Origin of the sequence: Kitasatospora sp. NPDC004615, from assembly GCF_042873545.1 — a bacterium.
Classification (GTDB): domain Bacteria; phylum Actinomycetota; class Actinomycetes; order Streptomycetales; family Streptomycetaceae; genus Kitasatospora.
On sequence record NZ_JBIALQ010000001.1, the window covers coordinates 1556171 to 1581103 of the forward strand.

General features: G+C 73.6%; 22 protein-coding genes. 4 read left to right on the forward strand and 18 right to left on the reverse strand.

Annotation, left to right across the window (positions count from 1 at the left end; translation table 11 throughout):
- Positions 1 to 190: 190 nt before the first annotated feature.
- The 6 genes from ACFYS8_RS06855 to ACFYS8_RS06880 form a co-directional block, all read right to left on the reverse strand.
- The gene (locus ACFYS8_RS06855) at positions 191 to 664 is read right to left on the reverse strand and encodes a hypothetical protein (RefSeq protein ID WP_387636710.1); all 474 of its coding nucleotides are present in this window, start codon (positions 662 to 664) and stop codon (positions 191 to 193) included.
- A gap of 41 nt (positions 665 to 705) precedes the next feature.
- Positions 706 to 1767: a ParA family protein gene (locus ACFYS8_RS06860; RefSeq protein WP_387636889.1), complete on the reverse strand. Its 1062-nt coding sequence runs from the start codon at positions 1765 to 1767 to the stop codon at positions 706 to 708.
- A gap of 479 nt (positions 1768 to 2246) precedes the next feature.
- A complete protein-coding gene (gene ald / locus ACFYS8_RS06865; RefSeq protein WP_043910240.1) occupies positions 2247 to 3362 on the reverse strand; it encodes an alanine dehydrogenase in 1116 nt (371 codons plus the stop codon).
- 242 nt (positions 3363 to 3604) lie between these two features.
- A complete protein-coding gene (locus tag ACFYS8_RS06870) occupies positions 3605 to 5491 on the reverse strand; it encodes a tetratricopeptide repeat protein (protein ID WP_387636712.1) in 1887 nt (628 codons plus the stop codon).
- Positions 5492 to 6017: 526 nt separating this feature from the next.
- Complete coding sequence (locus tag ACFYS8_RS06875; RefSeq protein ID WP_387636891.1) at positions 6018 to 6632, reverse strand: NUDIX domain-containing protein; 615 nt, start codon at positions 6630 to 6632, stop codon at positions 6018 to 6020.
- Positions 6633 to 6781: 149 nt separating this feature from the next.
- On the reverse strand, positions 6782 to 8452 hold the full coding sequence (locus ACFYS8_RS06880) for a CTP synthase (RefSeq protein ID WP_387636714.1): 1671 nt from the start codon (positions 8450 to 8452) through the stop codon (positions 6782 to 6784).
- Between the two features lie 353 nt (positions 8453 to 8805).
- On the opposite strand from ACFYS8_RS06880, the gene ACFYS8_RS06885 reads away from it, so the two are divergent.
- Complete coding sequence (locus tag ACFYS8_RS06885) at positions 8806 to 10746, forward strand: glycoside hydrolase family 15 protein (RefSeq protein WP_387636716.1); 1941 nt, start codon at positions 8806 to 8808, stop codon at positions 10744 to 10746.
- Between the two features lie 7 nt (positions 10747 to 10753).
- Here ACFYS8_RS06885 and ACFYS8_RS06890 read toward each other — a convergent pair whose 3' ends face one another.
- The 3 genes from ACFYS8_RS06890 to ACFYS8_RS06900 form a co-directional block, all read right to left on the reverse strand.
- Positions 10754 to 11914: a glycosyltransferase family 4 protein gene (locus tag ACFYS8_RS06890; RefSeq protein ID WP_387636719.1), complete on the reverse strand. Its 1161-nt coding sequence runs from the start codon at positions 11912 to 11914 to the stop codon at positions 10754 to 10756.
- A 140-nt stretch (positions 11915 to 12054) separates the two neighbouring features.
- Positions 12055 to 13785 (reverse strand): DNA repair protein RecN, encoded by a 1731-nt coding sequence (gene recN / locus ACFYS8_RS06895; protein ID WP_387636894.1) that lies wholly within the window; start codon positions 13783 to 13785, stop codon positions 12055 to 12057.
- Positions 13786 to 13849: 64 nt separating this feature from the next.
- The gene (locus ACFYS8_RS06900) at positions 13850 to 14482 is read right to left on the reverse strand and encodes a YitT family protein (protein ID WP_387636722.1); all 633 of its coding nucleotides are present in this window, start codon (positions 14480 to 14482) and stop codon (positions 13850 to 13852) included.
- A gap of 113 nt (positions 14483 to 14595) precedes the next feature.
- Here ACFYS8_RS06900 and ACFYS8_RS06905 point away from each other — a divergent pair, with 113 nt between their 5' ends.
- On the forward strand, positions 14596 to 16071 hold the full coding sequence (locus ACFYS8_RS06905; protein WP_387636724.1) for a PLP-dependent aminotransferase family protein: 1476 nt from the start codon (positions 14596 to 14598) through the stop codon (positions 16069 to 16071).
- Positions 16072 to 16204: 133 nt separating this feature from the next.
- On the opposite strand, the gene ACFYS8_RS06910 is transcribed toward ACFYS8_RS06905, so the two are convergent.
- The 4 genes from ACFYS8_RS06910 to ACFYS8_RS06925 all read right to left on the reverse strand — a co-directional run bounded on the left by ACFYS8_RS06910 (position 16205) and on the right by ACFYS8_RS06925 (position 19062).
- On the reverse strand, positions 16205 to 17107 hold the full coding sequence (locus ACFYS8_RS06910; protein ID WP_387636726.1) for an NAD kinase: 903 nt from the start codon (positions 17105 to 17107) through the stop codon (positions 16205 to 16207).
- Between the two features lie 91 nt (positions 17108 to 17198).
- Positions 17199 to 18005 (reverse strand): TlyA family RNA methyltransferase, encoded by an 807-nt coding sequence (locus tag ACFYS8_RS06915; RefSeq protein WP_387636728.1) that lies wholly within the window; start codon positions 18003 to 18005, stop codon positions 17199 to 17201.
- Between the two features lie 36 nt (positions 18006 to 18041).
- Entirely contained in the window at positions 18042 to 18197 is a 156-nt protein-coding gene (locus ACFYS8_RS06920) for a hypothetical protein (RefSeq protein ID WP_387636730.1), read from the reverse strand.
- Complete coding sequence (locus ACFYS8_RS06925) at positions 18190 to 19062, reverse strand: hypothetical protein (RefSeq protein WP_387636733.1); 873 nt, start codon at positions 19060 to 19062, stop codon at positions 18190 to 18192. Before ACFYS8_RS06925 ends, ACFYS8_RS06920 begins: the two co-directional genes overlap by 8 nt.
- A gap of 187 nt (positions 19063 to 19249) precedes the next feature.
- On the opposite strand from ACFYS8_RS06925, the gene ACFYS8_RS06930 reads away from it, so the two are divergent.
- Positions 19250 to 19597 (forward strand): SCP2 sterol-binding domain-containing protein, encoded by a 348-nt coding sequence (locus ACFYS8_RS06930; protein ID WP_387636736.1) that lies wholly within the window; start codon positions 19250 to 19252, stop codon positions 19595 to 19597.
- Positions 19598 to 19606: 9 nt separating this feature from the next.
- On the opposite strand, the gene ACFYS8_RS06935 is transcribed toward ACFYS8_RS06930, so the two are convergent.
- The 4 genes from ACFYS8_RS06935 to ACFYS8_RS06950 form a co-directional block, all read right to left on the reverse strand.
- On the reverse strand, positions 19607 to 20233 hold the full coding sequence (locus ACFYS8_RS06935; protein ID WP_387636739.1) for a hypothetical protein: 627 nt from the start codon (positions 20231 to 20233) through the stop codon (positions 19607 to 19609).
- Between the two features lie 89 nt (positions 20234 to 20322).
- Positions 20323 to 20553: a hypothetical protein gene (locus ACFYS8_RS06940; RefSeq protein ID WP_387636742.1), complete on the reverse strand. Its 231-nt coding sequence runs from the start codon at positions 20551 to 20553 to the stop codon at positions 20323 to 20325.
- A gap of 75 nt (positions 20554 to 20628) precedes the next feature.
- Positions 20629 to 21642, reverse strand: coding sequence for an HAD-IIA family hydrolase (locus ACFYS8_RS06945; RefSeq protein WP_387636744.1), 1014 nt, complete (start codon positions 21640 to 21642; stop codon positions 20629 to 20631).
- A gap of 42 nt (positions 21643 to 21684) precedes the next feature.
- Positions 21685 to 22257: a tetratricopeptide repeat protein gene (locus ACFYS8_RS06950; RefSeq protein ID WP_387636746.1), complete on the reverse strand. Its 573-nt coding sequence runs from the start codon at positions 22255 to 22257 to the stop codon at positions 21685 to 21687.
- Positions 22258 to 22298: 41 nt separating this feature from the next.
- Here ACFYS8_RS06950 and ACFYS8_RS06955 point away from each other — a divergent pair, with 41 nt between their 5' ends.
- Entirely contained in the window at positions 22299 to 23654 is a 1356-nt protein-coding gene (locus tag ACFYS8_RS06955) for a DUF1015 family protein (RefSeq protein WP_387636748.1), read from the forward strand.
- Between the two features lie 74 nt (positions 23655 to 23728).
- Here the strand turns inward: ACFYS8_RS06955 and ACFYS8_RS06960 are convergent, their stop codons facing one another.
- A complete protein-coding gene (locus tag ACFYS8_RS06960) occupies positions 23729 to 24601 on the reverse strand; it encodes a tetratricopeptide repeat protein (protein WP_387636896.1) in 873 nt (290 codons plus the stop codon).
- Positions 24602 to 24933 lie beyond the last annotated feature (332 nt).

Below are 24933 nucleotides of genomic sequence, written 5' to 3' on the forward strand. Positions count from 1 at the left end.
ATTCTGGCAGAAAGCCTTTGAGGCATCCGAGCGTGAAACCGGGGCGCAGGTGGGTGCCAAAACAGGGGCCGCGTGGGGGCACCTCCCAGCCCGCCAGGGCTGGGGGAGAACTGCGCGAAGGGGAACGCACCTGTCCGCAGGATCGCGTCCCACCACAATGACCTGCACGTGGACGCGCCCCGAGCAGCAGCTAACGCCCCCGAAGCCGCCGAACCAGAATCGACGCCTCGCCCCGCTGCTCCAGATCCGCGAGCACCACCGAGATCGCCTCGCGCACCACCCGCCCACGATCGACCGCCAGACCGTGCTCACCGCGCAGCACCAGTCGCGCGTGCTCCAGGTCCATCAGTTCCTCGGCGGAGACGTACACGGTGATCTTCTCGTCGTGCCGTTCCCGCCCGGACGGGCGCCGGGCCCGTCCGCGTCCGCGCACCGTCGTGGTCGCCGCCCGCCGCGCCGCCTCGGCGGGGTCCTCCGCGCGCCCCGCAGGGCCGGCAGGGGGCTCCGGCCGGGCGCCCGGGACGTCCGCGGTGCGGCCCGCCACGGGAGCGCCCTGACCGTCCTTCGAGGGCTCCTGTGCCCCGGCAGGCCCGCCTTTGGAGGGCCCGCCGTTGGCAGGCCCGCCGCCGGAACCGTTTCGCGCGAGCGAGGGCGACAGAGCCATTCCGCCCGTGGACCGGAACAGTTCGTCGGCCCCCGGGAGGCTCACTCGACGGGGCGGCACCGGTCGAGCACCTCCCTGGCGAGCTGACGGTACGCGGCCGCGCCGACCGAGTTGGTGGCGTAGGTGGTGATCGGCTCACCGGCCACGGTGGTCTCGGGGAACCTGACGGTCCGTCCGATGACGGTGTGGAAGACGTGCTCGCCGAACGCCTCGACGACCCGGGCCAGCACCTCGCGCGAGTGCACGGTGCGGGAGTCGTACATGGTGGCGAGGATGCCGTCCAGGCGCAGTTCGGGGTTGAGCCGCTCGCAGACCTTCTCGATGGTCTCGGTGAGCAGCGCGACGCCGCGCAGCGCGAAGAACTCGCACTCCAGCGGCACGATGACGCTGTGAGCGGCCGTCAGGGCATTGACCGTCAGCAGGCCCAGCGAGGGCTGGCAGTCGATGATGACGTAGTCGTAGTCGGGCAGCAGCGGCTTGAGCGCGCGGGCCAGCGCGGACTCGCGGGCGACCTCGCTGACCAGCTGCACCTCGGCGGCGGACAGGTCGATGTTGGACGGCAGCAGGTCCATGCCGGGGATGGCGGTCTTCAGCAGGACCTCATCGGCCGTCAGGCCCCGCTCCATGAGCAGGTTGTAGACCGTGACGTCGAGTTCCATCGGGTTGACGCCGAGGCCGACGGAGAGCGCGCCCTGCGGGTCGAAGTCCACCAGCAGGACCCGGCGGCCGTACTCGGCGAGTGCGGCGCCCAGGTTGATGGTGGAGGTGGTCTTGCCGACTCCGCCCTTCTGGTTGCACATCGCGATGATCTGCGCGGGGCCATGCTCGGCGACCGGCGCGGGGATCGGGAAGTACGGCAGCGGGCGGCCGGTCGGTCCGACCCGCTCGCGGCGCTGGCGGGCCGCGTCGGGGGCCAGGGTGGCCGCGTACTCGGGGTCGGGCTCGTACTCGGCGTCGGGGTCGTCGTAGGGCCCGTAGCCGAGCTCGTTGTACGCGAGTCCGTACGCCGCGAAGTCGGCGTCGTAGTCGGTGACGGCAGTCGCCGCGCTCTGGCGGGCCTCGAAGGTGCGGACCGCGACCGAGCCGACCTCCTGCGCACCCACCGTGGCGTGCCGGGCTTCCTCGTTCGGCTGCCCGGCGGAGAGCTCCGCCAGTCCTGGCTGACCACCCCCGGGAGCAAATGTCGACTCATTCACAAGTCGTCTTACCTCCTTGGCCATCCAGGACTCTATGTCGATTCGTCAGCGTGGCAGCATGCCAACGGTTTGCGACTCTAGGCCGTTTCGGGCATTCGCAGCAACACAATCCACGGTAGTGGGCACGTTGTGTCGGCCACCCACCCACCCCGTGTCAAGAGACGAGCCTAACGTTTCCGCGCAGGCGGGGGGCCATGAGGGGCCGTCAGGTGGTCTTGTCGACAGAGCGGGTGACAAACCGCACCGGAATTGACCGACCGTGGACACGCCCGGACACCTCTGGACACCGCCGAACACCTCGGCGGAACCCCCCGGGCCGGCCGCGGGCATGCCGAAGCCCCCGGACCGAAGGAAGGACGGCCGGGGGCGACAGCAGGTGCGGGACGTCAGGCGAGGACGCTCTCCAGCGAGACCGACTCCAGGCCGAAGGCCTCGGCGACGGCCGGGAAGGTGATCTGGCCCTCGTGCACGTTCAGGCCCTTGGCGAGCGCGGCGTCGCGGCGCAGCGCGTCCTTCCAGCCACGGTTCGCCAGCTCCACCACGTACGGCAGGGTGGCGTTGGTGAGGGCGTAGGTGGAGGTGTTCGGGACGGCGCCCGGCATGTTCGCCACGCAGTAGAAGACCGAGTTGTGGACCTGGAAGGTCGGCTCGGCGTGCGTGGTGGGGTGCGAGTCCTCGAAGCAGCCGCCCTGGTCGATGGCGATGTCGACGAGCACGGAGCCCGGCTTCATGCGGGAGACCAGCTCGTTGGTGACCAGCTTCGGGGCCTTGGCGCCCGGGATCAGCACGGCGCCGATGACCAGGTCGGCCTCGACGACGGCCTTCTCCAGCTCGAACGAGTTGGAGACGATGGCCTTGATCTTGTTGCCGAAGATCTTGTCGGCCTCGCGCAGCTTGTTGATGTCGCGGTCCAGCAGGGTCACGTCGTAGCCCATGCCGATGGCGATGGTGGCCGCGTGCCAGCCGGAGACGCCACCGCCGATGACGACGGCCTTGGCCGAGTGGGTGCCGGGCACGCCACCGGGCAGGGTGCCGCGGCCGCCGGCCGGACGCATCAGGTGGTACGAGCCGACCTGCGGGGCCAGGCGGCCCGCGACCTCGGACATCGGGGCCAGCAGCGGCAGGGCGCCGTTCGCCAGCTGCACGGTCTCGTACGCGATGGCGGTGGTGCCGGAGGCGAGCAGCGCGTCCGTGCCCGGGCGGTCGGCCGCCAGGTGCAGGTAGGTGAAGAGGGTCTGGCCCTTGCGCAGTCGGTGGTACTCCGACGCGATGGGCTCCTTCACCTTGAGGATCATGTCGGCCGCGGCCCACACCTCGTCGGCGGTGGGGAGGATGGTCGCACCGGCGGCCACGTACTCCTCGTTGGGGATCGAGGAGCCGACACCGGCGTTGTCCTCGATGACGACCTCGTGTCCGTTGCGGACCAGCTCATGCACACCGGCAGGCGTGATGGCCACGCGGTACTCGTGGTTCTTGACCTCGCGGGGGATGCCGACCTTCACGGGCTAACACGTCCTCTTGCATGGGGATTCCTACCGGGGGAAGACCGGCGGGTTGCCGCACACGATGAGCACAACGGGGGCAACCGGTGCATAGATCCATGCGCGACTGAGTTCGAGTGTAATGAAGCCCAGGCAGCGTGTCAGCCTTCCAAAGCGAACAAATCAGCTCGACTCGTTGGCAGATTCGTAGGCTTCCGTGCTTTCTTGGGCCACATTGCGGGATGAACTCCGCACTCAAGACACTACTCCGAAAGCGGACGAAGCCCCTCCTGGCCCAGGTGCCGCCGCAGGCGATCGGCCAGCGCCGCGACCCGCTCCTCGCCCTGCGCGTCGCCGGTCCGGCGCAGCACCGCCGCCGCCGAGCGGTACTCGCGCAGCGCCTCCTCGAAGCGCCGCAGCGCCGTGTGCGCCTCCGCCAGCCGCACCAGCAGCCGCGCCTCCGCGACCGGGTCGCCGACCGCCTGCCGCAACACCAGCGCCCGCCCGTACGCGTCGGCGGCCCGCAGCGGATCGCCGAGCGCCCGGTGGCAGTGGCCGACGCCCTCCAGCGCGCGGGCACAGCCGTCCTCGTCCCCGGCTCCCCGGGACAGCTCCACGGCCCGGCGGTAGCGCTCCGCGGCCTGCTCCCAGCGGTTCGCCTCCGCCTGCAGCTCGGCGAGGTTGAGCAGCGCGGCGGCGGCCCGGCGCGGGGCGCGCTGCCGCTCGGCGACCTTCAGCACCGACTCGTGCAGCGCGTGCAGATCGGCCGGCGCGGCCTCCCCGGTCAGCGGCAGCGTGCGCAGCAGCGCCGCCACCAGCCGGCCCGCGCTGCCGTCCAGGTCGCCCTGGCCGACGGCGTCCGCGACGGCGGTGAGAAGTTGCTCACGCTCCCCCAGCAGCCACTGCCCGGCGTGCGCGGCCGAACGCAGCCGCAGCGGCCCCGGCAGCGGGTCCGGGTTCGGCCCGGCCGCCGGATCCAGCAGCAGCCGCGCCGAATCGACCAGCCGCACCAGCCGCTCCAGCAGCCGGGCCCGGGCCAGCTCCAGCTCGGACGGCCGGTCGATCTCGGTCCGCAGCTCCACCAGCCGCCCGTACAGCCGCCCCGGCACCCGGTAGCGCTCCGTGCCGTCCGCGGCCGCCGGCTCCCGCTCCATCAGTTCCAGCTCGGCCAGCGCCGCCAGATGCGTCCCGGCCTCCGGCGCCGGGCAGCCCATCAACGCCGACGCGGTCCGCAGGTCGACCTGCTGGCCGGGCGCCAGCGTGCACAGCCGCAACAGCCTGGCCCGGGCCGCCGGAAGGCGCCGGTACGCGGGCTCGAACGCCCCCCGCAGCGGATCGCCCTCCACCACCGGCACGGTGTCCGACTGCTCCGCCCCCTCCGCGCGGGAGCGCTCCCGCACCTGCTCCGGCGGACGACGCAACCGGGCCGCCGCCTCCGTGACGGCCAGCCTCGGCTCCGTCCGCAACCAGCCCGCCGCCAGCCGCAGCGCGGCCGGACGATTCGCACACGCCTCCGCGAGATCGGCCGCGCCCACCGGGTCGCAGGAGATCCGGGTACCGCCGACCAGCTCGGACAGCAACTCGAGCGTGACCCGGTGCTCCAGGCCGCCCAGGATCACCGGATCGATACCCTCGATACCGGTCAACGGCCCCGAGGTGGTGGCCAGCACCACCGACTCGGTCTTCTCGGCGAGCAGCGGCCACACCTGCCCGGTGTCCCGCACGTCGTCCAGCAACAGCAACGCCCGCCGCGACGTCAACGCCTCGCGCAGCGCCTCGCACGCCGGATCCTCCTCGGCCGCCCCCGGCAGCAACGCCAGACCCGGCCGCTCACCGAGCTGCTCCAGCAGCCTTCTCGCGGCCCGCCCCGCCCCCACCCGCGTCCCGTCCGGCGCCGACATCCGCGCGTAGAGCAACCCGTCCGGGTACTCCCCTGCCACGCTTCGCGCCCACTCCACGGCCAACGCGGTCCGGCCCGACCCCGGCCGCCCCGCCAGCACCAGCAACCGCCCCCGCCCCGAGGCGGGCCGGCCCGCGGCCACCCTCAGCGCCGCGAGTTCCGCCGTACGCCCCCCGAACGGCCGGGCGCCCGCAGGCAACGCGTCGAAGATTCCGGTCGCCTCGGCCACCGCCGCCGCATCCCTCGCCACCCGCGCCACTCCCGACCCGTCGCCCAGCCCCCCGGACCCGCACACCGGGCCCTGTCCGCGAAGCGTAGTTCGACCACCCCGCCCTACCCGGACACCCCGGTCCCACCAACCCCCACACCACCCCCCCGGCCCAACCCGGCCACACAAGCCGCACGGGACGCAACGGGCAGTGTGGACGCGCTCCCGACCCCCACCCCGTGGGGTCCTGCCGGGTGCCGGCTGGGCCCGGGGCGCCGGCGAGCGACCCCGCACCCCTTTAGTTCTGCAGGGTGCCGGCTGGGCCCGGAGCGCGCACTCAGAACGCCCCGCATCGTGGGGTTCTGCCGGGTGCCGGCTGGGCCCGGAGCGCCGGCGAGCGACCCCGCACCCCTTCAGTTCTGCCGGGTGCCGGCCGGGCCCGGAGCGCCGGCGAGCGACCCCGCACCCCTTCAGTTCTGCCGGGTGCCGGGTGGGCCCGCGAAGCGGGGCGGGCGCAGGTGGGCGACCCGGCATCCCTTTGAAGCCCCCACCATCGCGGAGCGGCGTCTCAGAACGGCCGGGCCGGCCAGGGCGCGTCCGCCGGACGGAGGGCGTCGATGCCGCCGCGCGTCAGGGCCGTGTGGAGGGCGAGGGTGCCGGTGACGAGGGTGGGGTTGTGGAGTTCGCCGGCCAGGACCAGGTCGAGCAGCTGCTCCAGCGGGACCCACGCGGACTCGAGTTCCAGCTCCTCGCCGTGGGCCGCGTAGCGGTCCCCTTCGGCCTCGGAGAGGTCGGTGGCGAGGAACAGCCGCAGCGCCTCGTTGCTGCCGCCGGGCGAGGTGTAGAAGTCGACCAGTAGGCGCCAGTTCCCCGCCTTGCAGTACGCCTCCTCGAACAGCTCCCGCTGCGCCGCGTGCAGCGGGTTCTCGCCGGGGACGTCCAGCAGCCCGGCGGGGAGTTCCCAGAGCCGGTGCCGGACGGGGTGCCGGTACTGGCGCAGGACGAGGACGCGGGCCTGTTCGTCGACGGCGAGGACGGCCACCGAGCCGGGGTGGAGCTGGTAGTCGCGCTGGGCCCATTTGCCGTCGGGCATCCGCACCTGCTCGGAGCGCATGCCCGTCATCCGGCCCTGGAAGGGCGTGTGCCCGTCCCGGACGTCCCATTCCTCGGCCACGTCGCGCATTCCGGTCACCGAACACCGCCCCTTCTCGTCAGTCAGACACAAAGGACCAATCTAGCGGAGCCGAAGCCCCGACACGCCGAGGCCGCCCGTCCCGGAGCGAACTCCGGGACGGGCGGCCTCAGAACAGCACGGCCTCAAAAACGGAAGCGTCAGCCGACCTTGCGGTCGATCGCCGCGGCGACCAGGCCCGCGAACAGCGGGTGCGGCCGGGTCGGGCGGGACTTCAGCTCGGGGTGGGCCTGGGTGGCGACCAGGTAGGGGTGGACCTCGCGCGGGTACTCGACGTACTCGACCAGGTCACCCTTCGGGGAGAGGCCGGAGAACTGCAGGCCGGTCTTCTCCAGGTCCGCGCGGTAGGCGTTGTTGACCTCGTAGCGGTGGCGGTGGCGCTCCTCGACGTACTGCTCGCCGCCGTACACCTCACGCACGATGGAGCCCTCGGCGAGCTTCGCCGGGTACAGGCCCAGGCGCATGGTGCCGCCCAGGTCGCCCTTGCCGTCGACGATGGCGAGCTGCTCGGCCATGGTGGAGACGACCGGGTGCTTGGCGGCCGGGTCGAACTCGGTGGAGTTCGCCTCGGGCAGGCCGGCCAGGTTGCGGGCGGCCTCGATGACCACGCACTGCAGGCCCAGGCACAGGCCGAGCAGCGGGATCTTGTTCTCGCGGCCGAAGGTGATCGCGCCGACCTTGCCGGTGACACCGCGGTCGCCGAACCCGCCGGGGATGCAGATCGCGTCGACGTCACCGAGCTGCTGCTGCGCACCCTCGGGGGTCTCGCAGTCGTCGGAGGTGACCCACTTGATCTCGACCCGGGCGTTGTTGGCGAAGCCGCCGGCGCGCAGCGCCTCGGTCACCGACAGGTAGGCGTCCGGCAGGTCGATGTACTTGCCGACCAGGGCGACCTTGACCACGTGCTGCGGCTCGTGGACGCGGCGCAGCAGGTCGTCCCAGGTGGTCCAGTCGACGTCGCGGAACGGCAGGTCGAGGCGGCGCACCACGTAGGCGTCCAGGTTCTCGGCGTGCAGCACCTTGGGGATGTCGTAGATCGACTTGGCGTCGATCGCGGCGACCACGGCCTCTTCGTCGACGTCGCACATCAGCGAGATCTTGCGCTTGATGGCCTGCGGCACCTCGCGGTCGGCGCGCAGCACGATCGCGTCGGGCTGGATGCCGATGTTGCGCAGCGCGGCCACCGAGTGCTGGGTGGGCTTGGTCTTGAGCTCGCCGGACGGGCCGATGTAGGGCAGCAGCGACACGTGCACGAAGAAGACGTTGTCGCGGCCGACCTCGTGGCGGACCTGGCGGACGGCCTCCAGGAACGGCAGCGACTCGATGTCGCCGACGGTGCCGCCGACCTCGGTGATGACCACGTCGACGTCCTCGGTCGCCATCCGGCGGATCCGGGACTTGATCTCGTTGGTGATGTGCGGGATGACCTGGACGGTGTCGCCGAGGTACTCGCCGCGCCGCTCCTTGGCGATCACGGTGGAGTAGACCTGGCCGGTGGTGACGTTCGCCGAGCCGTGCAGGTTGGTGTCGAGGAAGCGCTCGTAGTGACCGATGTCGAGGTCGGTCTCGGCGCCGTCGTCGGTGACGAAGACCTCACCGTGCTGGAACGGGTTCATGGTGCCCGGGTCCACGTTGAGGTAGGGGTCGAGCTTCTGCATCGTCACGCGCAGGCCGCGGGCCTTGAGAAGCGCGCCGAGGCTCGAGGCGGTGAGGCCCTTGCCGAGCGAAGAGGCGACACCCCCGGTGACGAAGAGGTGCTTGGTCGTCACGGCGCGGCCGTTGGCCGACTTGCCGGAATGGGGCTGTGCCAAGAGGGGGCTCCCGTGGGGTGTCGTGTCGGAGAGTGACGCCGGTGGAGGGGCTACCCGGCCCTCGTTCCCACCAGTTCCACGGGATACCAGCGTATCAGTGCCCCGGCGAGTGCTCGCCCGCGTCCGGGTGGACGGGGCCACGGCGGGTCGTCCGGACGGGTCGCCCGGGGGGTCGGGAAAGGGCCTGGAGGGCATGCGGCGCACGAGGTGCGGGCAGGCGGGCGGGGGAATCCGGACGCGCCCGAAACACCCGAATCATCGTATTCTGCTCAAACGTCGACATCCTCGCCCGACCCCCGACCCATGCGCACCGCCGCCGCCGGGGCACGCTGGGCCGCTGGGAACGGAGAGCCATGGCCGGTCGCATCGAGGACTACGCGCTCATCGGGGACATGCAGACGGCCGCGCTGGTCCGCCACGACGGCGCCGTCGACTGGCTGTGCCTGCCGCGGTTCGACTCGCCCGCGGTGTTCGCGGGACTGCTCGGCACCGACGAGCACGGGTTCTGGCGGATCGGCCCGGCGCTGCCCGTCGAGCCGCCGCCCGCCGCCACCCCGCCGAGCCGGGGCCTGCTGGACGCCGCCGAGCCGCCCGTCCCGCCGGTGACCGCCGCCGCACCCGCGCTGCCCTGCGACCGGCGCCGCTACCGGGGCGACTCGCTGATCCTGGAGCAGGAGTGGGACACCCAGGGCGGCACCGTCCGGGTGATCGATTTCATGCCGCCGCGGCACCTGCTCGGCACCCCCGACGTGCCGCAGATGATCCGCATCGTGGAGGGCCTGGCCGGCACCGTCCGGATGCGCTCTGCGGTGCGGATGCGGTTCAGCTACGGCCGGATCGTGCCCTGGGTGCACCGGGTGGAGCAGCCCGGCGGCGGGCACCGCACCGTCGCGGTGGCCGGCCCCGACTCGGTGTGGCTGGACGGCCGGGCCGAGACCTACGGCCGCGACCTGACCACGTACGCCGACTTCACCGTCACCGAGGGTGAGCGGATCGCCTTCGGGCTGACCTGGAAGGCCTCGCACGAGCCGGCCCCGGCGCCGCCGGACGCCGAGGACGCGCTGAAGTCCACCGAGCGGTTCTGGCGCGAGTGGGTCGAGCAGTGCCGCTACCGGGGCCCCTACCGGGAGGCCGTGGTCCGCTCGCTGATCACCCTGAAGGCGCTCACCTACGCCCCGACCGGCGGCATCGTCGCCGCCCCCACCACCTCGCTGCCCGAGGACCTCGGCGGCGAACGCAACTGGGACTACCGCTACACCTGGCTGCGGGACGCCGCGATCACGCTGTCCTCGCTGCTGCGCACCGGCTACCGCGAGGAGGCCCGCGCCTGGCGCGAGTGGCTGCTGCGCGCGGTGGCCGGCGACCCGGAGAACCTGCAGATCATGTACGGCATCGCCGGGGAGCGCGAACTCACCGAGTCCTCGCTCGACTGGCTGCCCGGCTACGAGGACTCCCGCCCGGTCCGGGTCGGCAACGGCGCCGCCGGACAGCTCCAGCTCGACGTGTACGGCGAGGTCGTCGAGGCACTGCACCTGGCCACCATGTCGGGCCTGGCCCGGCACGACCACGCCCACCAGCTCCAGCTGCGCCTGATCGAGTACCTGGAGGACCACTGGCGCAACCCCGACGAGGGCATCTGGGAGGTCCGCGGCCCGCGCCGGCACTTCGTGCACTCCAAGGTGATGGCCTGGGTCGCCGTCGACCGCACCCTCAAGCTGCTGGAGCAGCTGGAGCACGTGCCGCCGGGCCTGGCGGAGCGCTGGCAGAAGCTGCGCGCCGAGATCCACGCGGACGTGTGCGCCAAGGGCTACGACCCGGACCGCAACACCTTCACCCAGTACTACGGCGGCAAGGAGCTGGACGCCTCACTGCTGCTGATCCCGCAGGTCGGCTTCCTGCCGCCGGACGACAAGCGGGTGATCGGCACCATCGAGGCGATCCAGCGCGAACTGTCCACCGAGGACGGCTTCGTGCTGCGGTACCCGACACACGACGATGGTCAGGGCAGCAACTCCAAGAACGTGGACGGGCTGTCAGGTCACGAAGGGGCGTTCCTGGCCTGCTCGTTCTGGCTGGCCGACGACCTGGCGATGATCGGCCGGGTCGGCGAGGCCCGCGAGCTGTTCGAACGGCTGCTGGCGCTGCGCAACGACCTGGGGCTGCTCGCCGAGGAGTGGGATTCGCGGACGCGCCGTCAGGTCGGCAACTTCCCGCAGGCGTTCAGCCACGTTCCGCTGATCGACACGGCGCTTCGGCTGACCGCCGCGGGCGGGCTGGACCTGTCGTCGCACTGACACCCCGTCACTGCTGACGCTGCACCAGTTCGTCGTAGACGGACAGCACCTGGGCGACGGTGGCCGCCTCGTCCGGCCAGGTGCGGGCCTGGGCGTGGCCGGCGTCCGCGAGTTCGGCGCACCGCTTGTCGTCGGCGAGCAGCTCACGGACGGCGCCGCCGAGCGCCCGCGGGTCGGCGAACGGGACCAGGACGGCGGCGTCGCCGACGAGTTCGGGGACGCCGCCGACGGCGGTGGCGACCACCGGCACGCCGGCCCGCATCGCCTCCTGGGCGACCAGCGAACGGGCCTCCCAGCGGGAGGAGAGCACCACCAGGTCGGCGGCGGCCAGCAGGTCGGGGATGTCGGTGCGGTGGCCGAGCACCTCCACGGGCAGCTTCTCGGCGCGCACCCGCTCGGCCAGCGCCTGCCGTTCGGGGCCGTCGCCGGCCAGCAGCACGTGCGGCATCGGTTCGCCGGCGGCGGCGAAGTGCGGGACCGCGTCCAGCAGCAGCGAGAAGCACTTCTGCGGGACCAGGCGGCCGATCGCCAGCACCACGGGGCGGCCGTCGTCGATGCCGGGCAGCGCGGCCCGGGCCGCGGCGCGGTCGAGGTCGGCGGGCGGCAGCGGCGGGGCGGCGACCGGGCCGAGCCGGGCGTCGGTGGCGCCGAGTTCACGGGCCCGGGCGACCAGGTCGGAGGAGGCGCCGAGCACCAGGTCGGCGGCCCGCACCACGCGGCGTTCCATCAGGCGTTGCAGCCGGCGGTCCAGGCCGGTGGAGAGCAGCGCGTGGTGCGAGGTGACCACCAGCGGGGTCTCCGGGCGGATGCCGGGGAACCGGCCCGCGGTGCGCAGCGCCAGGTCGGACAGCAGGCCGGCCCGCAGGCCGTGCGCGTGGACGACGTCGGCGCCGGTGAAGGCGCGGCGCAGCTCGCCGATCGCGACGGCGTCGGAGCGGGCCCCGGAGGTGGGGGTGATGTCCACGGTGTGCAGGCGGGCGCCGGCCGCGGAGAACCCGTAGCGGCGGTCGGCGCCCTCGGGCGCGCAGACCGTGACCGTCACCCCGTGGGCGACCAGACCCTGCGTCAGGGAGCGTACGTGCGCGCCGATCCCGCCCGTCGCGGCGGCCAGGACGAGCACCACGTGCAGCTGGGGGGCCGCGGTGGCCCGGGCGGCGGAATGGTCCACGTCGTCTTCGCTCCGACTCGTAGTCAGCTGGTTTCCGCTCGCCACGATGCCAGGTCTCTCGCCCTCTTGGACAGTCGGCACCGCTGCGGCGCGTCGCCCGGCCGTTCGGGCCGGGCGACGCGTGCGGGGGCGGGGCGGGGTCAGCCCCGGGCGGTGCGGGCGGCCGCCAGCAGTTCCTCGGCGTGTGCCCGGCCGAGCTCGGAGTCCTCCAGGCCGGCCAGCATCCGGGACAGCTCGCGCACCCGTTCCTCGTCGTTGAGGGTCTTCACGCCGCTGCGGGTGACGGTGCCGTCGTTGGTCTTCTCCACCACCAGGTGCCGGTCGGCGAACGCGGCGACCTGCGGCAGGTGGGTCACCACCACCACCTGGGCGCTGCGGGCGAGCTTGGCCAGGCGGCGGCCGATCTCCACGGCGGCCTTGCCGCCGACGCCCGCGTCGACCTCGTCGAACAGGTAGGTCGGCACCGGGTCGGCGCCGGCGAACACCACCTCGACGGCCAGCATGACGCGGGACAGCTCGCCGCCGGAGGCGCCCTTGGCGATCGGGCGGGGCTGGGCGCCGGGGTGCGGGGCGAGCAGCACCTCGACCTCGTCCACGCCGTGCGCGCCGTAGGAGACGGTGCGGCCCTCGATCTCGATGCCGGACAGGTCGTCGACCTGGCTGATCGCGAAGGTCACCCGGGCGTGCGGCATGGCGAGTTCGGCGAGCTCGCCGGAGACGGCGGCGGCGAACTTGTCGGCGGCGGCGTGCCGGGCGTGCGACACCTCGGCGGCCAGGTCGGCCAGCTGGGCGCGCAACTCGGTCTCCTGCGCGCCGAGTTCGTCGATCCGCTCGTCGTCGCCGTCGAGTTCCAGCAGCCGCACCGAACCGGCCTCGGCCCAGGCGAGGACCTCGGCGAGGGTGCCCTCGGTGCCGGAGTACTTGCGGACCAGGTGGGCGAGGACGGCGCGGCGGTCCTCGACGGCGGCCAGGCGCACCGGGTCGGCGTCCAGGTCGTCGGCGTACCCGGCGAGATCGCCGGCCACGTCGGCGAGCAGGTAGCCGACCTCGCCGAGGCGGTCGGCGAGCTGCGCGAGGCGCTCGTCGTGGTGCCGGACGGCGTCCACGGCGCGGCGGGCCTGGGCGAGCAGGGTGCCGGCGTCCACGGCCTCCGGGTCGGCGGGGTCGCCCGCCAGCGCGGTGTGCGCGAGCGTCGCGGCGGAGGACAGCGCGTCGGCGTGGCCGAGGCGCTCGGCCTCCACGGCCAGTTCGGCGTCCTCCCCGGCGACGGGTTCGGCGGCGGCGATCTCCTCCAGGCCGAAGCGCAGCAGGTCGGCCTCCTGGGCGCGTTCCCGGGCCCGGGTGGTCAGCTCCTCCAGCGTCGCGGACACCTCGCGCAGGGTGCGGTACACCTCGCGGTAGCGGGCCAGCGGCTCCGCGACGGCCTCGCCCGCGTACCGGTCGAGCGCGCCGCGCTGCCGGGACGGGCGCAGCAGCCGCTGCTGGTCGGTCTGGCCGTGCACGGCGATCAGGTCCTCGCCGAGCTCGGCGAGCAGCCCGACCGGCACCGAGCGGCCGCCGACGTGCGCCCGGGAGCGGCCCTCGGCGGAGACGGTACGGCTGATCAGCAGTTCGCCGTCGTCGAGTTCGGCGCCCGCCTCCTGGGCCCGGGCCACCACCGGCGAGGCCGGGTCGAGCGCCAGCCGGCCCTCGACGACGGCCCGCTCGGAGCCGTTGCGCACCAGCGCCGGGTCGGCCCGGCCGCCGAGCAGCAGCCCGAGGCTGGTCACCACCATGGTCTTGCCGGCGCCGGTCTCGCCGGTGACGGCGGTGAAGCCGGGGGCGAGTTCGACCACCGCGTCGTCGATGACACCCAGATCCCGTATCCGCATCTCGTCCAACACGGAGACGACCTTACGAGGTTCCACCGTCGGCGCGCGACGACCGCCCCCCGGTTCACCCGGAGGTGGCGGCCGGAACGGGCACCGTGAGGCGCGGCAGGAAGAACTGCACCAGCGGGCCGATGGCCAGCGCGTAGGCGACCGTGCCGACGCCGAACGTCCCGCCGAGGGCGATGCCGGCGGCCAGCACGGTCAACTCGATGCCGGTGCGGATCAGCCGCACGGAACGGCCGGTGCGCCGGTGCAGGCCGGTCATCAGGCCGTCCCGCGGGCCGGGGCCGAGCCGCGCCCCAATGTACAGGCCGGTCGCCACGGCGTTCAGCACGATGCCTGCCACCAGCAGCGGGATCCGGGCGGCGAGCGCGTGCGGGTGCGGCAGCAGCGCCAACGTGGCGTCCATCGCGACGCCGAGGACGGCCACGTTGCCGACCGTACCGACGCCCGGTTTCTGCCGCAGCGGTATCCACAGCAGCAGCACCAGCACGCCGACGAGCGTCACCCAGGTGCCGACGCTCAGGCCGAGGTGCCGGGCCAGGCCCTGGTGGAAGACGTCCCACGGGTTGCCGCCCAGCGAGGAGCGCAGCACCAGGGCCATCGAGACGCCGTACAGCACCAGGCCGGCGGCGAGCTGGACAACCCGGCGGGGCAGGTCGGTGGAGCGGGCGAACAAAGGCAGGGAGACCGCCATCGGGTGGACCTCTTCTCGTACGGTGCTTGCCGTTCCTCGGCACTGAACGCCACTATGGGCAGTCCAAAAGGGCACCCGACAGGGCCAATCCGATCCGAGTGGACTGATTTCCGATGGCCGAGTGGCACAGCACCCTGACCCCGCACGCCCTCGCCCGCCAACTGCCCCCGGCGGACGGCCGCCACCCCGCCTACCGGGCACTCGCCGACCGGGTCTCCCGGCTGGTCGCCGACGGCCGCCTCCCGGCCGGCACCCGGCTGCCCGCCGAACGCGAACTCGCCGCCGAACTCCGGCTCAGCCGCACCACCGTCGCCGCCGCGTACGAGGCACTGCGCGCCGACGGCTTCCTGCGCTCCCGGCGCGGCGCCGGCTCCTGGACGGCCCTGCCCGAAGGCACCCGGCCGCCCGCCGACGCCCTGCACCCGCTCGGCCCCGACCGCCCCGGCAGCGAACTCGACCTGGGCCTCGCCGCGCCCATCGCCCCGCCCCAGCTCGCCGAGGCCGCCGCCCACGCCCTCGACCGGCTGCCCGCCTACGCCTGCGGCCACGGCACCTACCCGACCGGCCTGCCCGTCCTGCGCGAAGCCGTCGCCCGCCGCTTCACCGAACGCGGCCTGCCCACCGGCCCCGACCAGATCCTGATCACCACCGGCGCGATGAGCGCCCTCCACCTCGCCCACCACGCACTGCTCACCCGCGGCGACCGGGTCGCCGTCGAAGCACCCAGCTACCCCAACACGCTGCGCGCCCTGGACCGCCACGGCGCCCGCCTGGTACCCGTCCCGTTCGCCACCGACCATGCCGGGCAAGCGGGTTGGGACCTCCCCCAGTGGCAACGCGTGCTCCTCGGCGCCGCCCCCAAACTCGCCTACACCATCCCCGACTTCCAGAACCCCACCGGCGCCCTGATCGACGAGGACCAGCGCCGCGCCCTGCTCGCCCACGCCCGCGCCGCCGGCACCGCCGTCCTCGCCGACGAGACCTGCGCCGAACTCGGCTGGGGCGTCGCCGACTCCGACCTGCCCCGCCCGCTTGCCGCACTCGACCGCGACGCCCGGGTGATCACCGTCGGCTCGGCCGGCAAACTGCTCTGGCCCGGCCTACGGATCGGCTGGCTGCGCGCCCAACCGTCCCTGGTCCGTCAACTCGCCACCGACCGGGCCCTGTTCGACCTCGGCACCCCGGTCCTCGACCAGCTGATCACCACCCGCCTGCTGACCCACCACCTCCCCGCCGTCCGCGCCGAACGCCACGCCGGCCTGCGCGCCACCGCCGAAGCCTTCGCCGCCGCCCTGCCCCAGCACTTCCCCCACTGGCGCTTCACCCTCCCACCCGGCGGCCTCGCCCTCTGGGTGGCCACCCCCGGCCTCCCCGCCACCGCCCTCGCCCGAGCCGGCGAACGCCTCGGCGTCCGCATCGCCTCCGGCGCCCGCTTCGGCATCGACGGCGCGTTCGAGGAGTACCTCCGCCTCCCCCTCACCCTCCCCGCCACCCACGTCCCCGACGCCCTCCACCGCATCACCGAGGCCGCCGAACTCGCCCGCAACGAACGCTTCGCGACGGCGGATCCGGAGCCGTGCAGCCTTTGACAGCAGGTGGTCGAGAATGCAGGGGCGCGGGGAACTGCGCGAAGCGGAAGGCACCCAACCGCAAGATCGCGACGCAGGACAACGACTTGCACGTGATCGCGACCCTACGGACAGGTTGGCGCTTGTCGCGCAGTCAGGCCGTTCCCGACCGCCCGCGCCAGCCTGTCACCGGCAGCGCGAACTTCGCGACCAGCCGGTCCGTGAACGGCGCCCGGTGCAGCCGCGCCAAGCGGACCGGCGTCTTGCCCCGGCGGACCTCCACCCGTGCCCCGGCCGGGAGTTCGACCGAGCGCCGCCCGTCGCACCACAGCACCCCGTGCGGCGTTTTCGGCTGCACCTCGACGGCCAGCACCGAGTCCGGCGACGTCACCAGCGGACGGGCGAACAGCGCGTGCGCACTGATCGGCACCATCAGCAGCGCCTCCACCTCCGGCCACACCACCGGCCCGCCACCAGAAAACGCGTACGCCGTGGAGCCGGTGGGCGTCGAAAGCACCACGCCGTCGCAGCCGAAGTTCGACACCGGGCGGCCGTCCACCTCGGTGACGACCTCCAGCATCCGCTCGCGTGCCGCCTTCTCCACCGAGGCCTCGTTGAGTGCCCAGTCCTCGTGCAGCACATCGCCGTTGGTGCGGACGAGGACGTCGATGGTCATCCGCTCCTCGACGGCGTAGTCGGCGTCCACCACCCGGTCGACCACCGTCGCCAGGTCATCACGCTCGGCCTCGGCGAGGAAGCCGACCCGGCCGAGGTTGATGCCGAGCATCGGCAACCCGGATTCGCGGGCCAGTTCCGCCCCCCGCAGCAGCGTGCCGTCCCCGCCCGCGACCAGGATCAACTCGCAGCCGTCGGCCGCGCCCGGGCCGCCCGGCACCAGCTCCACCCCGTCCGGCAGATCCAGGCCCACCGCCTCCGCCTCCAGCAGCCGGATCCGGATCCCCGCCTTCAGCAGGCCGTCCACCAGCCCTTCCACACTGCGCAGGGCGGCCTCCCGGCCGGTGTGCGCGATCAGGAAGACCGTACGACGATCGCTCATTGCCCGCTGCCCTCTCCCTACGCCCGCCGGACCTTGCTGGCCCGGTCGTGGCATGCCAGTCTGCGCAACGCTCGGACGCCTGCCAAGTACCCTACTTGGGGCCCTCCGCCACAGCCCGGTCCGCGTCGGCCGGATCCAGCTGCTCCGCATCCCGGCGCAGCCACAGGAAATACTCCACGTTCCCCGACGGCCCCGGCAGCGGCGACGCCGTCACCGCCCGCACGCCCAGGCCCAACTGCCAGGCCTGCGACGCCACCTGGCGGATCGTCTCGGCCCGCAGCTCCGGCGAACGCACCACGCCGCCCGAGCCCAGCCGGTCCTTGCCGATCTCGAACTGCGGCTTCACCATCAGCACCAGGTCCGCGTCCGGCGCCGCGCAGCCGGCCAGCGCCGGCAGCACCAGGCCCAGCGAGATGAACGACAGGTCGCCCACCACCAGGTCGACGAGCGTCCCGCCGATCAGCTCCGGCGTCAGCTCCCGCACGTTGGTGCGGTCCATCACCGTCACCCGCTCGTCGCTCTGCAGCGACCACGCGAGCTGCCCGTAGCCGACGTCCACCGCCAACACGTGCGCCGCGCCCGCGCGCAGCAGCACATCGGTGAAGCCGCCGGTGGACGCCCCCGCGTCCAGCGCGAGCCGGCCCTCCACCACCAGGCCCTGCGGGACGAACGCGGCGAACGCGCCCGCCAGCTTGTGGCCGCCCCGCGACACGTAGTCCGGGTCCGCGTCGTCCTTCGCGACCACCACGGCCGCCGCCGTCTCCACCTGCGTGGCCGGCTTCGTCGCCACCGTGCCGCCCACCGTCACCCGGCCCGCCGCGATCAGTTCGCTCGCATGCTCCCGCGACCGGGCCAGCTTCCGCCGCACCAGCTCCGCATCCAGACGGCGTCGTGCCACTGCCACTACTACGTCAGCTCCCACATTCCGCAATCGTCACTCGCGGTCCAGCGCCGCGAGGGTCGCGGCGAGCCGCGCATGAACATCTTCGTACACCTCGACCAGCTCCCCTGCCCCCACCCCGTCCGTCTCCCCCAGCCGGGCCAGCGCCTCGTCCACCTCGGACTCGCCCGTCCACGGCACCTCACTCATCGTCGGTGCTCCCTGGCTCCGGCTTCGCGGCGGGCTTCCGCGCGGGCGCCTTCTTCGCGGTCGTGGCCTTGCCGGGTGCGGCCTTCTTCTCGGTCGCGGTCTTCTTGGCCGGTGCGGCCTTCTTCGCGGCGGCCTTCTTCACGGCGGCCTTGTTCGCCGCGGCCTTGTTCGCCGCGGCAGGCAGCGGGGCCGACGGGCTGTCGGCGGTGGCCTTCTTGGTCACGGTCTTCTTCACGGCCGTCTTCTTCGCGGCCGTCTTCTTCGCGGCGGCCTTCTTCGCCACCGTCTTCGGCGTCACGGCCGCGCCGCCCTCCGTCGGGGCCTTTCGCGGCACCGAGCGCTTCGCCGCGGCCTGCTTGGCCGCCGCGCCCTTGCGGGCGGTCGCCTTCCGGGGCGCCGGGGTGGCCGGTGCCGTGTTCGTCGGCTGCCCGGCCGCCCCGTCCGACGCCTCGTCGGCGGGCGCGGGCTCCGCGTCCCACCCGGCGCCGAACAGGCCCTGGGCCCGGGCGGCCGGGCGGACCGTCGGCTCCTCCGGCTTCTCCTCGGGCTCGGGTACGGCCGGCTCCTCGACCTCGCGCAGCTTCGACTCGAGGAAGCTCAGCACCACGCCGACCTTCACCACCTGGTCGCCGACCTTCTCGAACACCCGCTCGGCCTCGCTCTTGACGACGCCCGCGACCAGGTCCACCCCGGCCCGCCCGGCCGTCACCGTCTCCTCGGCCAGCACCCGCAACTGCTCGACCCCGGGCGGCAGTTCACCGGTCCGCTGGATCAGCCCCTCGGCCGCGCCCAGCACCCGACGGCTCGCCTCCTCGGCGAGCTCCGTCGCGACCACCACCACACCCCGCACCGCATCCCGCAGCATCCGAACCGCCTCCTCCGCGGGCACCGACTGCCCGCACTGACGCTACCCCGTCCTACGCCGGCCCGTACCCGCCCGCACCACCCGCCCCACGGTCGGCCCCCGGTCACCCCCGCCCGGCCGCCCCGCCCGCCCGGCGCGTTAGCGTGGAACGCCCCACCGACCACCGAGACAGGAGTACGCCGCACCCATGGTCACCATCGAGGAGTGCCGCCGCGCACTCGAGCAGCTCAGCCGCAACCTCGCCGGCGCGAACGGCGACGTCCGCAAGGCCACCGCCCTCGACCGGTCGCTCAGCTGCCACCTCACCGACCTCGGCCTGACCTTCACCGGGCGGCTCACCGACGGGCAGCTCACCGGCATCACCGAAAACCCCGGAGCCCCCACCGCCAAGGCCGACATCCGGCTCGCCACCACCGGCGACGACCTGGTCGCCCTGGTCGACGGCAAGCTGGCGTTCCCCACCGCCTGGGCCACCGGCCGCCTCAAGCTGGACGCGAGCTTCCTCGACCTGCTGCGCCTGCGCAGCCTGCTCTGACGCCTGCGCTCACCCGCAGGACTGCTGCGGCCCCGTCGTCGACGTCGCCACCGGCAGCGGCTCGGCGGTCGCCCCCGCCGCCCGCTCCACCCGCAGCTGCGGGGTGCCCTGCGGCATCTCCTTCGCCAGCGCCAGGTAGTACCGGCGCGTCCCGCCCGGCACCTCCGCGGTGCCGACGTCGATCAGCCGCGCCGCCCAGGACCCGCACTGCAACTCCAGCGGCCGCTCGCCGTCGGCGGTGAGCACGGCCGCCCAGCCGCCCGTCTCCAGCCGGCTCCGCGTCAGCACCTTGGCAGCCGGCGGGTCCGCGAGCGGCGTCCGGTCCTGGGGGTCGAAGCACGGGCTCCACCCGCCGGTGGCGTCCAGCGCGGCCACGGTGACGCACCACTTCCCGCCCTGCTCCGACCAGCGGTAGGCCACCGCCTGTTCCGTCCGCCCGACCTCCTGGAACGAACCCGCCACCGGCTCCCGCCCGCCCAGGAACCGCTCCTGCACCATCTGGACAAGCACCGCCGACGGCAGCCCGGTCGGCGTCCCGACCCCGTCCGGTGGCTTGGGGGCCGGCCCTCCCGCGCATCCCGCCAACGCCAACGCGGCCATCACCAGCCCGGCGCCCCCGACAGCACGTCTGCGCATCGTCTCCCCCTTGGCCGACTCGAAGCCGTAGGGTTACCCGCTGTGGCGATCCCGCAACCGGCCGTGGCCACAACCGAGTTGATGGCTCCTCAGCTCGCCGAGCAGTCCTGCGGATTCGGCCCCGGCGCGCTCCCCCACCCCGACAGCTGCTCGACGGCCATCCCCGTCGGCCGCTGCACCCGCAACTGCGGGTCACCCGGCGGCATGTGGTCGGCCGCCGCCAGGTAGATCCGGTACGGCCCGCGCTCCCCGTCCGCTTCGCCGAGGTACCCCGCCAGCAGCAACGCCAGCGCGGCCACCACCAGCCCGGCAGCCCTCACCGCACGTCCGCGCATCATCCCCCCTGGACGATCCGAAGCAGTGCTCCCGGGATACCCGCCCGGCTGATCGTCAACTCACAGCGCTGCCAACGCCTTTGACGTATCGGGGGTAGCGCCGTTCGCGTCCGCCCACGTCCACGCCGCCGCGCACAGCGCCCGCAGCGCGTCGATCCGCTCGCCGCCGCCGTCCAGGGTCAGCGCGCCGCCGTCCACGCCGGCCTCCCAGCCGCCGCAGGCGAACCGGCCGTCGACCGGCTCCGACACCTCGGGCTGCGGCTCCAACAGGCCCCGCAGGTCGTCCGACAGGTAGGTCGGGCGGTGCTGCACGGGGGCGGCGAGCAGCAGTTCGGGGGTGGTGACGCCGGTGAAGACCAGCAGCGAGTCCACGCCGCCGTTGAACGCCCCCTCGATGTCGGTGTCGAGGCGGTCGCCGACCACCAGCGGACGCGTCGCGCCCGTCCGCAGCACCGTCTCCCGGTGCATCGGCGGCAGCGGCTTGCCCGCCACCTCCGGCGTCACGCCCGTCGCCGCCGACACGGCCGCCACCAGCGTCCCGTTGCCGGGCGCGATGCCGCGCGCGGTCGGAATCGACATGTCGGTGTTCGACGCCACCCACGGCAGGCCCCGGCCCACCGCGTACGAGGCCTCCGCGAGGTCCGCCCAGCCGACCGACGGGTCGTAGCCCTGCACCACCGCCGCCGGGCCGTCGTCCAGGGAACGCACCGGCACCAGCCCGCGCTCCTCCAGCGCCTCCACCAGCCCCGCTCCGCCGATCACCAGCACCCGCGAACCCGCCGGGACCTTCTCCGACACCACCCGCGCCGCCGCCTGCGCCGAGTTGATCACATCGGCGGGCTCGGCCGGCACCCCCAGCTCCGACAGGTGCTCCGCCACCACCCGCGGCGGCCGCGAGGCGTTGTTCGTCACGTACGCCAGCCGCATCCCGGCCGCCCGCGCCCGCTCCAGGGACTCCACCGCGTGCACGATCGCGTGTGGCCCGGCGTACACCACCCCGTCGAGGTCCAGCAGCGCCGTGTCGTACGCCTCCGTCAACGCCACCGCGCTACCCTGCGGCACGCTCCGCACCATCACAGCTCTCCACTCACCTCGAACGATCGAACACCCGCAACCTTAGGACCCGTCCGGCTCCTCAGGCGGCGCCAAGTACCCCGGTGCCCCCGGCCGCAGCGGACCGAACGCCCCCGCCCGGGCCGCCAGCGTCGCCCGGGTCTGCCGCAGCGCCGCCCGGTAGTGCTTGTTGCCGGGCTGCATCGCGACTGCCAGCGCCAGGTGCTCCGCCGAGGACTCGAAGTCCCCCAGCCGGGCCGCCGCCACGCCCCACCCGAACTGCGCGTAGTCGTCCGACGGGTCCGCCTCCGCCACCGTCCGGAAACTCGCCAGCGCCGCCGCGTACTGCCCGGCGTCGAACTGCGCCCGCGCCAGCGCCTCCCGGATCGACCGCGACCCGGGCTCCGCCTCCGCCGCCCGCGCCAGCAGCTGCACCGCTGCCGCCGGGTGCCGCTCCTCCAACAGCCGCACCCCGCGCCGGAACCAGTCGTACACCCCGCCGCCGGGCGCCCCCGCCGCACTTCCCGAAGAGGCCTCCGCGCCGTCGCCGTCGTGGCTCCCGTAGCTCATCCGCAACTCCCCGCTCTCCTGGTCGGCGCCCACCGCCCCGCCCGCAACCGGAACGGCCGCGTGCATCGCGATCTCCCAACAAGGAGTACCCGGCTAACATGCCCAGGATGAGCGCCCCTCGTGCCGAAATCGGCAACGAGCCCTCGGGCGGCCCCGGAGACCCCGGGCACGTCGCCACCGCAGGGCTGTCCCTGTCCCCGTTCCGCGGCCTGCGCTACGACCCCCAGAAGGTCGGCGACCTGGCCGCGGTGACCTCACCCCCCTATGACGTGGTGGACCCCGGACGGCGCCAGGACCTGGAGACCTCGGACCCGCACAACATCGTCCGACTCATCCTGCCGCGCCCCGAACCGGAGGACTCCGGCCTCCGCCCCGACCGCGACACCCGCTACCGGCACGCAGCCCGCCTGCTGCGCGACTGGCGCGAACAGGGCATCCTCACCGCCGACCCCCGGCCCGCCCTGTACGTCTACGAGCAGCACTCCCCCACCGGCGACCTGCAACGCGGCCTGATCGGCGCCCTCGCCGTCAGCGGCGCCGAAACGGGCGTCGTCCTCCCCCACGAGGACGTCATGCCCAAGCCCGTCGCCGACCGGGTCGGCCTGATGCGCACCACCCGCGCCAACCTCGAACCCCTGCTGCTCACCTACCGCGGCCACGGCCGCGCCGCCGAGGTCGTCGAACGCACCGCCGCCGACGAACCACTGCTGCACGTCACCACCAGCGACGGCACCCACCACCGGCTGTGGGCCGTCACCGCTCCCGCCGACCTGGCCGCCGTCAGCCGCGACCTCGCCACCTGCCGCGCCCTCATCGCCGACGGCCACCACCGCTGGGAGATGTACCTGCGGCTCCAGCGCGAACACCGCCACCTGCCCCGCAGCCCCTGGGACCGCGGCCTGGTCCTGCTCGTCGACACCGACCGCTACCCGCTGCGGGTCCGCGCCATCCACCGCGTCCTGCACCGCCTGCCGCTGCACGCCGCGATCGCCGCCCTCGACCCCGACGTCTGGCAGCTCACCGAACTCCCCGGCTCCCTCGACGACGCCCTCAAGGCCCTCGGCGAGGCCCGCACGGACGCCCGCAACGCCTTCGTCCTCACCGCCGGCGACGACCGCTACCTGCTGCTCACCGGCCCCGACGAACGCACCCTCGACGCCACCGTCCGCACCGACCGCCCCGAGGAATGGCGCCACCTCGACGCCACCGTCCTGCACGCCACCCTGCTCGACCGCACCTGGCACGTCCCCGACAGCCCCGAGCACATCGGCTACCTGCACTCCCCCGAGGCCGCCGTCCGCGAGGCCGCCCGCACCGGTGGCACCGCCGTACTGCTCCACCCCGTCGAGGAACGCGTGGTCCGCCGCCTCGCCGAGCAGGGCGTCACGATGCCCCGCAAGTCCACCTCCTTCGGCCCCAAACCGGCCACCGGATTGGTTCTGCGCTCCCTCGAACTCGGCTGACCCGAACCCGCGCAGCACGCAGAACGGCCCCCGCTCCTACCCGGAACGGGGGCCGTCTGACTGCCAGTTGAGAATCAGGCCTGCTTCGGCTTCTTCTCCTCGAAGGAGTCCTCGTCGTACTCCTCGTCGATCTCGAGGTCGTCGTCGTCGTAGAACTCCTCGACGTCCTCCTCGTCCTCGAAGATCATCCGGTCGTCGCCGATGTCGTCCTTGTTGACCGGCTTGCGGGCCGGCTCCTCGGACTCCACGGCCTCGGCCTCGGCGTCCTCGTCCAGCGCGTCGGTGAACTCCACGCCGTCGATCTCCGCCAGCCGCTCGGACGCGTTGGTCGAACCGTCCGAGTCGGCCTCCACGGCCTTCACGAACCACTCGCGGGCCTCGTCGGCCCGACCCGCCGCGATCAGCGCGTCGGCGTACGCGTAGCGCAGGCGCGCCGTCCACGGGTGAATCGCCGAGGACGCCAGCTCCGGGCTCTGCAGCGTCACCACGGCCGCGTCAAACTGCTCCAGGTCCGCGCGGGCACCCGCCGCGACCAGGCGCATCTCGACCTGACCGGCCTTGTCCAGCTGCTTCGTCTCGGGCTCGCCGGCCATCGCCAGCGCCCGCTCCGGACGGCCCAGACCACGCTCGCAGTCCGCCATCACCGGCCACAGGTCCACCCGGCCGGTCATCCGCCGCGCCGCACGGAACTCGGTCAGCGCCTCGGAGTACCGCTGCGTCATGTACGACGCGAAGCCGGCCGCCTCACGGACGCTCGCCACACGCGACGCCAGCCGCAGCGCGACGCGCGAGTAGTTGTAGGCCTCCTCCGGCTCGCTGTCGAGCAGCCGCGCGACCATCACCAGGTTGCGCGCCACGTCGTCGGCGAGGGTCTTCGGCAGGCTCTTCAGGTCCTGACGGACATCCGCGTCGATCTCGAACCCGGTCACGTCGTCCGGGATCGGCAGCCGGCGCACCGGCTCCATCCGACGCTCGTCCTGGTCGCGGTTGAACCCGCCACGGTCGTCCCGGCCACCCCGGTAGCCACCGCGGTCGCCACGGTCGTCACGGGAACGGAACCCGCCACGGTCACCGCGGTCGTCCCGACGGAAGCCGCCACCCTGCGGGCGGTCGCCGTACGACGGGCGGTCGCCACGGTCGCTGCGGTAGCCGCCACCCTGGGGACGGTCGCCACGGTCGTCACGGCGGAAGCCACCCTGCGGGCGGTCGCTGCGGTCATCGCGACGGAACCCACCCTGCGGACGGTCGCCACGGTCGTCACGGCGCTCGAACCCACCGG

Bases quoted from the DNA above. Each gene is read 5' to 3' on its own strand.
- ACFYS8_RS06855 (WP_387636710.1), bottom strand. From the start codon at position 664: ATGGCTCTGTCGCCCTCGCTCGCGCGAAACGGTTCCGGCGGCGGGCCT.
- ACFYS8_RS06875 (WP_387636891.1), bottom strand. From the start codon at position 6,632: ATGCGCGACGTGGCCGAGGAATGGGACGTCCGGGACGGGCACACGCCC.
- ACFYS8_RS06885 (WP_387636716.1), top strand. From the start codon at position 8,806: ATGGCCGGTCGCATCGAGGACTACGCGCTCATCGGGGACATGCAGACG.
- recN (WP_387636894.1), bottom strand. From the start codon at position 13,785: ATGCGGATACGGGATCTGGGTGTCATCGACGACGCGGTGGTCGAACTC.
- ACFYS8_RS06900 (WP_387636722.1), bottom strand. From the start codon at position 14,482: ATGGCGGTCTCCCTGCCTTTGTTCGCCCGCTCCACCGACCTGCCCCGC.
- ACFYS8_RS06905 (WP_387636724.1), top strand. From the start codon at position 14,596: ATGGCCGAGTGGCACAGCACCCTGACCCCGCACGCCCTCGCCCGCCAA.
- ACFYS8_RS06910 (WP_387636726.1), bottom strand. From the start codon at position 17,107: ATGAGCGATCGTCGTACGGTCTTCCTGATCGCGCACACCGGCCGGGAG.
- ACFYS8_RS06920 (WP_387636730.1), bottom strand. From the start codon at position 18,197: ATGAGTGAGGTGCCGTGGACGGGCGAGTCCGAGGTGGACGAGGCGCTG.
- ACFYS8_RS06925 (WP_387636733.1), bottom strand. From the start codon at position 19,062: ATGCTGCGGGATGCGGTGCGGGGTGTGGTGGTGGTCGCGACGGAGCTC.
- ACFYS8_RS06930 (WP_387636736.1), top strand. From the start codon at position 19,250: ATGGTCACCATCGAGGAGTGCCGCCGCGCACTCGAGCAGCTCAGCCGC.
- ACFYS8_RS06935 (WP_387636739.1), bottom strand. From the start codon at position 20,233: ATGCGCAGACGTGCTGTCGGGGGCGCCGGGCTGGTGATGGCCGCGTTG.
- ACFYS8_RS06945 (WP_387636744.1), bottom strand. From the start codon at position 21,642: ATGGTGCGGAGCGTGCCGCAGGGTAGCGCGGTGGCGTTGACGGAGGCG.
- ACFYS8_RS06950 (WP_387636746.1), bottom strand. From the start codon at position 22,257: ATGCACGCGGCCGTTCCGGTTGCGGGCGGGGCGGTGGGCGCCGACCAG.
- ACFYS8_RS06955 (WP_387636748.1), top strand. From the start codon at position 22,299: ATGAGCGCCCCTCGTGCCGAAATCGGCAACGAGCCCTCGGGCGGCCCC.